At 74.7% G+C, this 12835-nt stretch carries 9 protein-coding genes; 7 read left to right on the top strand and 2 right to left on the bottom strand.

All coding sequences use genetic code 11. The features are described from left to right. Positions 1-54: 54 nt before the first annotated feature. From AC060K_RS01055 to AC060K_RS01085, 7 genes are all read left to right on the top strand, one after another. The gene (locus AC060K_RS01055; RefSeq protein WP_483763587.1) at positions 55-1947 is read left to right on the top strand and encodes an outer membrane protein assembly factor BamB family protein; all 1893 of its coding nucleotides are present in this window, start codon (positions 55-57) and stop codon (positions 1945-1947) included. Positions 1948-2109: 162 nt separating this feature from the next. Continuing rightward, entirely contained in the window at positions 2110-4011 is a 1902-nt protein-coding gene (locus AC060K_RS01060) for an outer membrane protein assembly factor BamB family protein (protein ID WP_483763588.1), read from the top strand. Further along, the gene (locus tag AC060K_RS01065) at positions 4008-5558 is read left to right on the top strand and encodes an outer membrane protein assembly factor BamB family protein (RefSeq protein ID WP_483763589.1); all 1551 of its coding nucleotides are present in this window, start codon (positions 4008-4010) and stop codon (positions 5556-5558) included. The genes AC060K_RS01060 and AC060K_RS01065 overlap by 4 nt, the downstream gene beginning before the upstream one ends. Before the next feature lie 66 nt (positions 5559-5624). Beyond that, positions 5625-6407 carry a deoxyribonuclease IV gene (locus AC060K_RS01070; protein ID WP_483763590.1) on the top strand — a complete coding sequence of 261 codons (783 nt, stop codon included), beginning with the start codon at positions 5625-5627 and terminating at the stop codon, positions 6405-6407. Between the two features lie 98 nt (positions 6408-6505). Continuing rightward, a complete protein-coding gene (locus tag AC060K_RS01075; protein ID WP_483763591.1) occupies positions 6506-7372 on the top strand; it encodes a DNA/RNA non-specific endonuclease in 867 nt (288 codons plus the stop codon). A 69-nt stretch (positions 7373-7441) separates the two neighbouring features. Next, the gene (locus AC060K_RS01080) at positions 7442-10129 is read left to right on the top strand and encodes a phosphoenolpyruvate carboxylase (protein ID WP_483763592.1); all 2688 of its coding nucleotides are present in this window, start codon (positions 7442-7444) and stop codon (positions 10127-10129) included. 84 nt (positions 10130-10213) lie between these two features. Then, positions 10214-10948, top strand: coding sequence for a sirohydrochlorin chelatase (locus AC060K_RS01085; RefSeq protein ID WP_483763593.1), 735 nt, complete (start codon positions 10214-10216; stop codon positions 10946-10948). Between the two features lie 7 nt (positions 10949-10955). On the opposite strand, the gene AC060K_RS01090 is transcribed toward AC060K_RS01085, so the two are convergent. Then, positions 10956-11717 (bottom strand): VOC family protein, encoded by a 762-nt coding sequence (locus AC060K_RS01090; RefSeq protein WP_483763594.1) that lies wholly within the window; start codon positions 11715-11717, stop codon positions 10956-10958. Positions 11718-11757: 40 nt separating this feature from the next. Then, positions 11758-12699 carry a 5'-3' exonuclease gene (locus AC060K_RS01095; protein WP_483763595.1) on the bottom strand — a complete coding sequence of 314 codons (942 nt, stop codon included), beginning with the start codon at positions 12697-12699 and terminating at the stop codon, positions 11758-11760. Between the last annotated feature and the right edge of the window lie 136 nt (positions 12700-12835).

Consider the following 12835-nt stretch of genomic DNA (forward strand, 5'->3'; position numbering starts at 1 on the left):
CTCACACCACCGTCGATACGACACCGGACGGAGGGTCGCCGCTAGCCTCTCCTCGTGAGCTCGCGGCGCGGTGACGACGAATCCCACACCTTCGACCTGGTGCCGGACCCCCCTGCGGCGCCTCCGCAGGATGACGCCCCGTCCCCGGCGAAGGCCCCCGCGAGCCCGGAGATGATCACCGGCGTACCGACGTCGCTGACCGACCCGGACACGCTCGAACGAGCCCGGACGGCTGACGCGGCGCCGGAACCAGTCGGCCGTGCTGCCGCGATGCGCCGCAAGGTCGCAGGCTCGATCGGCAAGGCCACCACCCCGTTCCGCCGTGCCGGTTCAGCCACGGCCGCCGCCACGTCGCGGACGGCCCGAGCCGCGGCCCGAGCCACAGCAGGCGCCGCGCGCACCGGCGTCGCCGCCGTCCGGTCCCGGATCCCGACGTCGCGCAGGGGCCGCGCGCTGCTCGCGGGCGGGACCGCGGTGGTGGTTGCCGCGGCCGTCGCGGGCGGCGTGGCTCTGGAGGCCGCGATCGACCGGCAGCACCTGGCCGCCGCCCCAGGCGGGGTGGCGGCTCTGGACCGTGAGCTGCGGGAGACGTGGTCGGTGCCCGTCGAGGGCGCGATCGAGACCCGGCTCGTCCGGATGCCGGGGGGCGTCGTGGCCGCCGTCGGCCGGGACGTGGTGCTGGGGCTGGACGCCGCCACCGGCACCACGCTGTGGACCGTGGACCGCGCGTCCGGCGAGTGTGGCCCCCTGCCGGTCGCTCGGGCCGAGCGCGCGGCGGAGGCGGAGCGCCTGGTCTGCGTGAGCACGGAAGACGCGGGCGGCCCTCGGACCGTCACCGTGATCGGCCCGGACGGCGTCGAGGACACGCGAGAGGTCGCGGCGGCCACCGCCGTCGTCCCGTCGGCCGACGGCGGGCTGCTCGTGGCCGAGCGCACCGGCTCGCCGCCCGACCCGGACGCGGCGACCGTCGAGAGCGTGACGGACGCCGAGGGCAAGGTTGTGAGCCTGGCCGGCACCGTCGAGGACGGCTGGGACCTGTCCGTGCGCCTGGAGGACGCGGCGAGCGGAGAGGTCCGCTGGGAGCATGACGTGCCGTTCTCGCCGGTCAGTCTCGGCGCCGGTGGAGCGTGCGTCCAGTACGACGGCACGACAGGCGCGCCCGCCTACGCCCCCGACGCTCCGCTCGCGACCTTCTCGTCGCCCACCGTCGTGGCCGTCGCCGGGTGCGGCACCGTGGGGGTCTTCACGCCCGAGGGCGAGCCTGTCCCGGACCACGCCGCCTCCGGGACCCGGCTGCCAGCGGGCTGGAGCCTCTACTCGGAGGGGGGTCTCCCGTACCTGTCGGCCGCCGGGGCGAGCCTTGCGGGGACGCGCATGCCGCTCGTGGACGGCGGCTTCCTGCGGGTCGACGGCACCGTCGTCGACGAGGACGGCGTGGTCAGCACGCCGGACGGCATGCTCCTCGACCCCTTCACCACAGACGGTTCCGAGCCGCGGGTCAGGCTGCTCGACCGGCCCAGCGGTCTCGTGGCGGTGGACGACGACGGCGCCGTGCGCTGGTCCACCGAGCTCCCCGGGAACCACCTCCTCGCGCGGACCGAGGACCTCGCGGTCGTCGTTGACTTCCACGGGCGGCTCGTCGGCGTGGACCTGAGATCCGGTGAAGAGCTCTGGGCCACCGAGCCCGAGCTGCTCGCCAAGGGCGAGTGGACGGCCGTGGAGCAGGTCGTCACGGAGGCGTTCACGGACGGCGGCACCCTCCTCCTGGCCACGCCGCCCGCCGCGGGGGACTCGGGTCTGCGCCTGATCGCTCTCGACCTCGACTCGGGCGACGTCCGCTGGGAGCTGGAGCAGGAGACGCCGTACACCCAGCTGCTGGCGGTGGACGGAAACCTGGTGCAGGTCACGCAGCAGGGCGTCGCCGGGCTCGCGCCGCCGGCGGAGTGAGCCGGGCGGAGTGCGCCCGGCCGGGTGTGCCCGGCCGGGCTGCGGCTGGTGGACGACGCCGGCTCCTCGTTCGACCGGCTCGGCCTCGACCTCGTCGGCCTACGCTGACCCGCTTCGCGTCTCCCTGTTCTCCCCGCGGGTTCCCGTGGTTAGGCTCCCCGCATGGGCCGCAAGCGGAGCGACGACGCCGCGTACACGTTCGAGCTGGTCGACGACGACGCGGACTCCGTCGCGGCCCCGCAGGCCCTCGCGCCGGCGGCGGTCCGTGACGCCCTCCCGGAGGGCGCAGCGCCCGACGACGTCGACCCGCCCGCGAGCACCACGCCGGCCGCTCCGCCGGTGGAGCGGGCGGGGCAGGCCGAGCCTGGCCGTGACGGCGGCGTGCTCACCTTCGATCTGGTCTTCGACGCGGACGGCGAGGGCGAGGTCGTCGCGGGAGCGCCGGCACCGGAGGGACCAGGCAGCGCGCGGGCGACCCGGTGGGGCACCCTGACCGAGCCGGTGCGCCTCGCGGCCCGTGACCTCGGTTCCTGGGCCGGCCGGAACCGTCGTGTCGTGGTTCCCGTCGCCGCCGCCGTGGCCGTGGCCGCACTGGTGGGCGGCGGCATCGGCGCAGCTCAGGAGCGTTCACGGGTCGAGCGGCTGGCTGCCGCGGCCGGTGGGGTGGTGTCGCTGCTCGAGGCGCCCGAGCAGGTCTGGGAGCTGGACGAGACGCGTACCGCCGCGGCGGTCCTGGACGGCGCCCTCGTGCTGCAGGGCTACGACGAGCTCGTGGCGGTCGAGCCGGGTACCGGCGAGGTGCGGTGGCGTACGGAGCTCCAGTATGCGGAGTGTGGCAGCTCGCAGGCCTGGGGCGTGTTCGGTGAGGTCCTCCTCCCCGAGGTGGACGAGCTGCTGTGCCTGGCCGGCAGGTCCGACGAGCGCGAGCTCGTGGTCGTGGGTCCTGACGGTGACATCACCTCCCGGGCACCGCTCGGCGCCGTCGATCCAGATACCGAGTCGGACTCCCGGTTCGGCCCGGGCGGCGGGCCCGAGCCGCAGCTGTGGCAGGAGCACGGTGTGGTCCGGGCGCAGCGGGTGGGGCCCGACCTCGAGCCTGTCGACGTCGAGCTCGACTGCGACACGACCGGGACCGGGGCCTGCACGGTGCAGCCGGGGACGGCGCTGGAGGGCCGAGACCTCGTAGTCGGCCTGACCGGCCCGACGGGCGAGCAGGTGTGGGAGGTCACCATCCCCTTCGAGCTGAGCGACGACCCCGGCATCGCTGACTCGAGCTGCTTCTCCTACTTCTCGTCCGACGAGGCGGAGTACAGCCCCGACGGGTTCTGGGTCTCTCCCATCGCCGAGTCCGTGCAGGTCCAGGGCTGCGGCGTCAACGGGCTGATCACGGCCGACGGCGCGCTCCAGCAGGCCGCTCCAGGGCTGAGCTCACACGTCGTCCCTCTGCCCGGCGGGGAGATGGCCGACGTCGCGGTGGACCAGACAGACGTGGACGGCCCGGTGTCCGTGACGAGCACGGTCCGGTCGCCCGACGGGACGGTCCTCGCCGAGGTGGACGGCTTCCCCCTGGTCCCGGCCGCGTCCGACAGCGCCGCGCCGGAGGTCACCCTGACCGGCGGCGGTGACGGGTCGGACGTGCGGGCGTTCGGGCCGGGCTGGGAGGAGCTGTGGTCGTCGCCGGTCCAGGTCTGGCAGGTGCTCGCCCAAGCAGGCGGCGTGGCGGTGGTCCACGGGCAGCAGGAGGCCCTCACCGCGCTGGACCTCGAGACGGGCGAAGACCTGTGGCGCTGGGTGGCGCCCCGGGAGGTGGACCACCCCGACGGGTCCACGCGCTACCTCGGCGAACCGTACGTCTCGTCGGTGTTCACCGACGGCCGGGTCCTGATGGTGGTCAACAGCCTGGACGCGGGCGGGACGGGCGGGCTCGGCGTGGTGGCCCACGGTCTCGACCTCCGCACCGGCGACCTCCTCTGGTCCCAGGTCTACCCGGACCTGCGCGAGCTCCGGGCGGTGGCCGGGCGGCTCGTCGGGGTCGAGACGCTGGGACTTGTCGGGTTGGGATGAGACCGGCACCCGGCGACGAGCCGCTCCGGATCGATCTCGACGCCGACCCCGGTGACGGGACCCCTCCCCTGCCCGGCCCGGCCCCAGGTGAGGGAGGGCCGGTGCGCCCGGGCGAGGGCCCGGCGTCGGGCACCCGAGCCTGGCTGTCGCCGCGCCGGCTGGCTGTCGCGGCCGGTGGGCTGGTCCTCGTCGTCGCGGCGGCACTCGGTGTCGACGCCCTGCGCGACCGGGCCCACGAGGCCCGGCTCCGGGCCGCCGCCGGTGGCGTCCTGAGCCTCGCCGCGCCTCTGGCCGAGACCTGGTCGCGCGACGTGGCGCCGGGCGAGGTGGTGCGCCTGGCGCAGACCGTCGCGGTGGTGGACGACGGCGACCTGGTCGCGGTCGATCCCCTGACGGGCGCGTCCGTGTGGTCGGTGCCCCTGGGGGCCGGCTCATGGTGCGGGCCGTCCGCGTACGAGCAGTCCGCGGCCGTGGAGGTGCTCGTCTGCCTCACGCCGGAGCGGGACGCGGCGGAGGGTGGGTTCGGCGGCGGGGTGGGCCCGGCGGCTCTCTCGACCGTGACGTCCCACGGCGAGGTGCTCGGGACGTCCGAGGTGGCCGCGGACGAGCGGGTCGCCGTCGGCCCGGAGGGCACTGTCGTGCGGCTCGCCCGCGTCGGCTCCGTGCCTGCCGGGCCGGGCTGCGCCGAGGACGGGTGCGTGGACGCCGACCTGGTCGTCAGGGGCCGCGACCTCGAGGTCCGTGCGGAGGACTCGGTGACCGGCGAGCCGCGCTGGACGGAGGTGGTCCCGTTCGACCCGGCCGAGACCGACCTGGGCGCCTGTCTCGAGCTCACGGAGACCGGGATGGAAGCCGATCCGGGGATCGTGTCCGCGTGGGCGGAGGGGGCTGCCCTGACGATCGTCGGGTGCGGCGTCCGCGCCGCGTTCACCGCCGACGGAGAACGCCTCGACACCGACGAGTGGCGCGGCGTGGAGCCGCTGGGCGAGGGGTACCTGGTGCGCGGCGTCCTGCGCGACGTCGTCGTGGGGCCGGACGGGTCGCGACGGGAGCTGCCGGGCCGTCTCATGGTGCCGCTGGCGTCCGACGGCTCCGTGACGGGCGTGCGGTTCCTGGACCTCGGGAGCGAGGTGCGCGCCGAGGACGACGACGGCGAGGAGCTCTGGAGCACCGAGATGGTCGTGGACCGGGTCCCGGCGCTCGCGGGCGGCGTCGTGCTCGTGGACGACGGCGCCGGCAACGTCACCGCGCTCGACGTCGGCACCGGGGAGGAGCTGTGGGCCAGCACCCGGCTCGAGGCGGTCGCCGGGCTGGACCTCACCGCCTGGGCGCCCACCATCGAGCAGGCGTTCACCGACGGGCGGCACGCGCTCGTCACGATGCGCGGCGTGCCGGACGAGACCTCCGTCCTCGTCTTCTCCGTGGCCGTGGACCTGCGGACCGGGGAGGTGGTGTGGCAGGACTCCCGGGAAGGCTGGGACACGCTCGTGGCGGTGGACGGGCACCTCGTCGTGGTGAGCGAGGACGGGATCGCGGGGCTCGGGTGACGTGCCGCGTCGACCGGGCCGCGTCGACCGGGCGCCGCTGTGGGTGGGCCGTCCTAGGGTGGACGCATGAAGATCGGCGCGCACGTGGACCAGCAGGACGCGATCGCCCAGGCGAAGGCCATCGGGGCCGAGCAGGTGCAGGTGTTCCTGGGCGACCCGCAGGGCTGGAAGGGCCCGGAGTTCATCTACCCGGGCGGTGCGGAGGCGCTCCGGGCCGACGCCGAGGCGGCGGGCCTCGACCTGTACGTGCATGCGCCGTACCTGATCAACGTGGCGTCCACGAACAACCGCATCCGGATCCCCAGCCGCAAGCTGCTGCAGCAGACGGTCGACGGCGCGGCGCTGATCGGCGCGAAGGGCGTCGTGGTGCACGGCGGGCACGTGACCGCCAAGGACGACCCGGCGGTCGGCTTCGACAACTGGCGCAAGGCGATCGACGCGCTCGAGACGGACGTCCCGGTGCTCATCGAGAACACCGCGGGCGGCGAGTTCTCGATGGCCCGCCGGCTGGAGCGGATCGAGCAGCTGTGGGCGGCAGTGTCGTCGGCCGACGGGGCCGAGAACGTGGGCTTCTGCCTCGACACCTGCCACGCCTGGGCCGGCGGCATCGACCTCGCCACCGCCGTGGAGCAGGTGCGCGCCATCACCGGCCGCATCGACCTGGTGCACGCGAACGACTCCCGTGAGACGGCCGGGTCGGGTGCCGACCGGCACGCCCACTTCGGCGAGGGGCAGATCCCCGGGGAGCTGCTGGCCGGGGTGGTCGTGGCGGCAGGGGCGCCGGTCATCTGCGAGACCCACGGCGACATGGGGCCCGACATCGCCTGGCTGCGCGAGCGGGTCGCCTGACCCGCCCCTCCGCTGTGGGTATGGCTGGGGCGTGAATCCTGTCCAGAATTCACGCCCCAGCCATACCCACAACGCCTGAACCTGGTTGGCTGGGCGCCGTGACCGGCTACGATCCCGCATTCCTCGGGACCACCGTCCCGCTCCCCGTTCCCGGGCAGGCTGTCCGCCGCCTCGACTACACGCACTTCACGGTCCTCCTCGACCCGGCGCGCCGCCTCGCGGCGGTGACCTCCTGCGTGATCGACGGCGCCGGCCTGCGCGCGCTCCCGCGCTCGGGCAGGTGGCACCTCGACGAGCGGGTCCCCGTCCACGAGCAGGCCGGGCCCGAGCTGTACCGCAGCAACCCGCTCGACCGCGGGCACCTCGTCCGCCGGCTCGATCCCGTCTGGGGTGACCCCGAGACGGCCCGCCGTGCCAACGGCGACACGTTCTCGTACACCAACGCTGCTCCCCAGGTGGCGCGCTTCAACCAGTCGAAGGAGCTGTGGAACGGGCTCGAGGACCACGTCCTGGAGTACGCCGGAGCCCACGACCACCGCATCGTGGTCCACACGGGCCCCGTCCTGGCCGGCGACGACCCCGTCTACCGCGGCGTGGGCATCCCCCGGCTCTTCTGGAAGGTGGTGGTCTGGGCGCCCGGGCCGGAGGGTCTGGCCGCCACCGCCTTCGTGCTGGACCAGACGCCGCAGCTTGAGGACGCGGAGCTCGAGATGGTGACTGCCCAGGCGCTCGCCGCCGACAGGATCCCGCCGCTGGGCCCGTACCGCACGTACCAGGTACCGGTGGCCGACGTCCCGGCGCTCACCGGCCTGGACCTCGGGCCGCTGCGCGAGGCGGACGTGCTCTCCCGGGGCGAGCTGCCGCCGTCGGGCAGCGAGCGGGCGCCTGAGGTGACGATCCAGCGACTGCCGCGGGCGCGACGGTGGGCCCACCTGCGGACGAGGGAGCAGATCAGACTGGGGTGAGGAGATGTGCTGCCCATCACCCGGACGCCATGAGATCTTCAACCCCGGATCGGCATAAGGTCTAGTGCTGTGAGCGACACCGAACTCCAGACCGCCCGTGGCGTGGCTCGGCACGAGGTGCCGGACCTGCTGCGTGACGATGTACGCCTGCTCGGCGGGCTGCTCGGGACGATCCTGCGCGAGGCCGGCGGGCAGGACCTGCTCGACGACGTCGAGCGGCTGCGCGAGCTGACCATCCGTGCGTACGGCGACGGCGACGCCGCTGCCCTCGACGAGGCCGCCGCGCTCGTGGACGGCTTCGCCCTCGACCGGGCCGAGCAGGTGGCGCGCGCGTTCACGTGCTATTTCCACCTGGCCAACCTGGCGGAGGAGTACCACCGCGTGCGCGTCCTGCGGGCCCGCGAGGCGGAGACCCGGACCGGACCGGCCGTGCTCGAGGACACCCTCCCCGAGGCGTTCGCGCAGCTCACGGAGGAGGTGGGCCGTGAGGAGGCGCTGCGTCGTCTCGGCGAGCTCGAGTTCCGCCCGGTCCTGACTGCGCACCCCACCGAGGCGCGCCGTCGTGCCGTGAGCGGGGCGATCCGCCGGATCCACAGCCTGCTCGCCGAGCGGGACCTGCGCAGCCCGGGTGGTGTGTCCCTCGTCGAGAACGAGCGGCTGCTGCTCGCGGAGATCGACACCATGTGGCGCACGTCGCCGATCCGGGTGTCCAAGCCGACGGTGATCGACGAGGTCAAGACCGTCATGGGGGTGTTCGAGGCCACCCTGTTCGACGTCTTCCCCGACGTGTACCGCCGCCTCGACGACTGGCTGCTGGCGGAGGACGCGGGCCGGACCGCTCCCGTGGCACGCCCGTTCGTGCGGCTGGGATCGTGGATCGGCGGTGACCGGGACGGAAACCCCAACGTCACCGCCGAGGTGACCCGGCAGGCCGCCACGCTGGCGTCGGAGCACGCGCTGTCCGCGCTGGAGGGCGTGGCCCGCGAGGTGGGCCGCAAGCTGACGCTCGACCAGGACGGCACGCCGGCCTCCGCCGGGCTGAACGCGCTCTGGCAGCGGCTGCGGCAGCTGTCGGAGGAGGTGACGCAGCGGGCGTCCGCCGCGTCGCCGCGCGAGCCGCACCGGGCGGTGCTGCTCGCGATCGCCGAGCGGATCGCCGCCACCCGGACGCGCAACGCCGACCTCGCCTACGCGTCGGCCGAGGACCTCGAGGCCGACCTGCGCGTGGTCCAGGAGTCGCTCGTCGAGGCCGGGGCGCCGCGCGCCGCCTACGGCGACCTGCAGCGTCTCGTGTGGCAGGTCGAGACGTTCGGCTTCCACCTCGCGGAGCTCGAGGTGCGGCAGCACTCCCAGGTCCACGCCGCGGCGCTCGAGGAGATCGCCGAGAAGGGCACGCACGGGGACCTCTCCGAGCGCACTGCGGAGGTCCTCGACACCTTCCGGGCGCTGGGTGCCGTGCAGCGCCGCTTCGGTGAGCGGGCCGCCCGCCGGTACATCGTGTCGTTCACGCAGGCGCCCGAGCATCTCGCAGCCGTCTACCAGCTGGCCGAGGCCGCGTTCGAGGACCCGGCCGCCGCGCCGGTGCTCGACGCGATCCCCCTGTTCGAGACGTTCGCCGACCTCGAGAACAGCGTGGACATCCTCGAGGCCATGCTGGAGCTGCCGCAGGTTCAGACGCGGCTCGCGGCCAACGGCCGGCGGGTCGAGGTCATGCTCGGCTACTCGGACTCGTCCAAGGACGTGGGCCCCGTGTCCGCGACGCTCGCGCTGCACGACGCGCAGTCGCGCATCGCGGACTGGGCCCGCCGCCACGACATCACCCTCACCCTGTTCCACGGCCGCGGCGGGGCGCTCGGCCGTGGTGGCGGCCCCGCGAACCGCGCGGTGCTGGCCCAGCCGCCGCACTCGGTGGACGGCCGGTTCAAGCTCACCGAGCAGGGCGAGGTCATCCTGGCCCGCTACGGCGACCCCACCATCGCCGCGCGCCACATCGAGCAGGTCGCGGCCGCGACGCTGCTCGCGTCCGCGCCCTCCACGGAGAAGCGGAACGCGGAGACCGCAGCCAGGTGGGCGGGCCTGGCGACGGCGCTCGACGCGTCGTCCCGCGCCCGGTTCCACGAGCTGGTCCGCGCCGAGGGCTTCCCGCAGTGGTTCGCCCAGGTGACGCCGCTCGAGGAGGTGGGCCTGCTGCCCATCGGCTCGCGCCCCGCCCGCCGAGGCCTGTCCGTGTCGTCGCTCGACGACCTCCGCGCGATCCCGTGGGTGTTCTCCTGGTCGCAGGCGCGCATCAACCTCGCCGGGTGGTACGGCCTGGGCACGGCCCTGCGCGACTTCGGCGACCTCGACGCGCTGCGGGCCGCCCGTGCGGAGTGGCCGCTGTTCGCCACGCTGCTCGACAACGTCGAGATGTCGCTCGCCAAGACCGACGAGCGCATCGCCGCCAAGTACCTGGCGCTCGGCACGCGGGACGACCTCGCCCAGATGGTGCTCGACGAACTGCGCCTCACCCGCGAGATGGTGCTCAAGATCTCCGGCAACGCCTGGCCGCTGGCCGGCCGCCGGGTGCTGGGCCGCGCGGTCCAGCTCCGGTCGCCGTACGTCGACGCGCTGTCCCTGCTGCAGGTGCGGGCGCTGCGCGGGCTGCGCACGGGCGTGGACGGCTCCGCCACCGTGGACGGCGACTACGCCGGCCGGCTGCAGCATCTGCTGCTGCTGACCGTGAACGGCGTGTCGGCGGGCCTGCAGAACACCGGCTGACGCTGCCCCTCGGCGAGTTGTCAGGAGCTCTCCGGCGTATCCACCGGGGAGCTTCTGACACCTCGGGACCCGAAAGGACTTCACATGGAACCAGTGCTTGTCGGCACCTCGCACGGCACCGACGACCCAGCGGGGCAGCACGCCGTCCGTGCCCTGCTCGACGGCGTCCGCGCCGCCCGGCCGGGTCTGGACGTGCGTGAGGCGTTCGTGGACGTGCAGCAGCCCGAGGTCGCCGACGTGCTGGCCCAGGCCGTCGCGGACGCGGGCTCGGCGGTCGTGGTGCCGCTGCTGCTCTCGACCGGGTATCACGTCCGGGTCGACATCGCGGAGGCGGTGGCCGGGGTGAACGCGGCGTCGGAGGGCACCACGGCCGCGGCGGCCCAGCCGCTCGGCCCCGACGCGCGGCTCGTCGACATCCTCGCCGACCGCCTCGCGGACGTGGCTCCCCGGCCCGACGACGTCCTGGTCCTCGCGGCCGCGGGGTCGTCCGTGGCGGCCGCCGCCGACGCGGTCGAGGAGGTCGCGCGCGGCCTCGCCGAGCGCGTCGGCCGCCCGGTCGTCGCGTCGTACGGCGCGGGCGCCACCCCCCGGGTGCCCGACGCCGTCGCGGCCGCCCGGGCGTCGAGCGGCGCCGGGGCGCGGGTCGTCGTCGTGTCGTACCTCCTGGCCCCCGGCTACTTCCTCGACCGGGTGCTGGAGGCCGGGGCCGACGTGGTGAGCGAGCCGGTGGCCGGCGCGCCGTACGCCGAGAAGGCTGACGCGCGGCTGGTCGAGCTCGTGCTGGACCGCTACGACGCCGCGGTGGCGGCGCTGCGCTGACGGCTCGTCAGACGCCGATGATCTTGAACTGGGTGCCCTGCGGGTCGGCCACGGTGGCCAGCCGGCCGAACGGCGTGTCCGCCGGCGGCTCCAGCACCCGGCCGCCGAGCTCCTCAGCGTGCTTCGCCGTGGCGTCGGGGTCGTCGGCGCCGAGGTAGACCACCCAGAACGAGGGCACGCCGTCGGGCAGGAAGCCGGACGCGTCCATGATCCCGGCCCGGGCCGACTCGCCCTCGCCGAGCGTGGAGTACCGGAACTCCGCCGTGTCGCTCATGGTGTGGACGTCCCACAGCGCAGCCCTCGCGTAGAAGTCCAGGGCTGCGGCGTAGCCGGTCGTCATGAGCTCGTACCAGGCGGGCGCGCCGTGCTCCACGACGAGCTCGCTGCCGCGGTGGGTACCGGGCTGCCAGAATCCGACCTGCGCGCCGCTGGGATCGGACAGCCAGGCGTAGCGGCCCCGCGCGGCCACGTCCGCAGGCTCGGTGACCACCGTGGCGCCCGCCGACCTGGCGCGCGCGGTGGCCGCGTCGGCGTCCGCCGTCTGCAGGTAGACGGACCACCCCGCCTGCTCCGGGCTCTGCACCGGGGTGGAGCCGGCGACGGGCCGGCCGTCCTTGGCGAAGGTGCCGTAACCACCGAGCTCCGGCCCGGAGCCCTGGTGCTCCCAGCCGAACAGGGCCGTGTAGAACGGCACGGCGGCGTCCGGGTCCGTGGTGCAGAGCTCGATCCAGACGGGTGCGCCCTTGGGCAGCTCGGGAGTGGTCGGCATGGGGGTTCCTCCTGGGTGGGGCGGGTCGTGGACGGCGCGCTCAGCCGGCCGCGCGCGCGGCAAAGGCTGTGAGGACGCGGTCGACGCTGGACCGAAGACCCCAGCGCTCCGCGAGGGTGTCGAGCGCCGCTGGGTCGTGGGGTGCGGCCGGCAGCGTCGCGTCGACCTCTCCGACGGGGGCGTTCCGGGCGACGTGGACCACCGCCGGCGCGACCCGCAGGTAGTCGTCGGCCTCCTGGAGACGCCGGCGCTGGGTGGCGGTGAGCCCCGCGTCGCCCGAGTCCCGCGCGGCAAGGATGCCGGTGAGGTCGCCGTACTGCGCGAGCAGCTTGGCCGCCGTCTTCTCGCCGATACCGGGCACCCCGGGCAGGCCGTCGCTCGGGTCGCCACGGAGCAGCGCCAGGTCGGCGTACGCCGCGCCGGAGCGGATGCCGTACTTCGACTGGAGGAACGCGAGGTCCACCACATCGGGGTCCCGGACGCCCCGTGCGGGGTAGAGGACCCGCACGCCCGCCTCGTCGTCGACCAGCTGGAAGAGGTCGCGGTCGCCCGTCACGATGTCCACGTCGCCCGCGGCCGCGACCTCGTGGGCGGTGAGCGTGCCGATCACGTCGTCCGCCTCGTAGCCGGGGACGCCCACGCGGGCGATGCCGATCGCCCCCAGGACGTCGACGATCACCGGGATCTGTGCCGTCAGCGCGTCGGGGACCTCCTCGACGTCGGGGCTGGTGCCGTCGCCCGGGACGGCGACGCGGTGCGCCTTGTACGAGGGGATCGCCGCCACCCGGAAGGCAGGCCGCCAGTCGTCGTCCCAGCACGCGACCATGCGCTCCGGCCCGTGCTCCGTGACGAGCCACGCGATCGTGTCCAGGAGGCCGCGCACGGCGTTGACGGGCTGGCCGTCCGGCGAGCGCAGCGAGTCGGGCACGCCGAAGTAGGCGCGGAAGTACAGGCTGGCGGTGTCGAGGAGCATGAGGCTCATGCCCGTCAGCCTGCCACCCGCCACCGACACGGGCACGTCCGCGCGGCTGCTGGACGCGGCGTGCCCGCCGGCGTCCGCCGCACACTCCGTGATCAGGCGATCGTGCAGCGAATCCGGCCGGAAACGCTGCACGATC

Source organism: Antribacter sp. NEAU-D49 (assembly GCF_057158775.1).

Excerpts from the sequence above, each read along its gene's own strand:
- AC060K_RS01060 (WP_483763588.1), top strand. The coding sequence starts at position 2,110 with ATGGGCCGCAAGCGGAGCGACGACGCCGCGTACACGTTCGAGCTGGTC.
- AC060K_RS01065 (WP_483763589.1), top strand. The coding sequence starts at position 4,008 with ATGAGACCGGCACCCGGCGACGAGCCGCTCCGGATCGATCTCGACGCC.
- AC060K_RS01070 (WP_483763590.1), top strand. The coding sequence starts at position 5,625 with ATGAAGATCGGCGCGCACGTGGACCAGCAGGACGCGATCGCCCAGGCG.
- AC060K_RS01085 (WP_483763593.1), top strand. The coding sequence starts at position 10,214 with ATGGAACCAGTGCTTGTCGGCACCTCGCACGGCACCGACGACCCAGCG.
- AC060K_RS01090 (WP_483763594.1), bottom strand. The coding sequence starts at position 11,717 with ATGCCGACCACTCCCGAGCTGCCCAAGGGCGCACCCGTCTGGATCGAG.
- AC060K_RS01095 (WP_483763595.1), bottom strand. The coding sequence starts at position 12,699 with ATGAGCCTCATGCTCCTCGACACCGCCAGCCTGTACTTCCGCGCCTAC.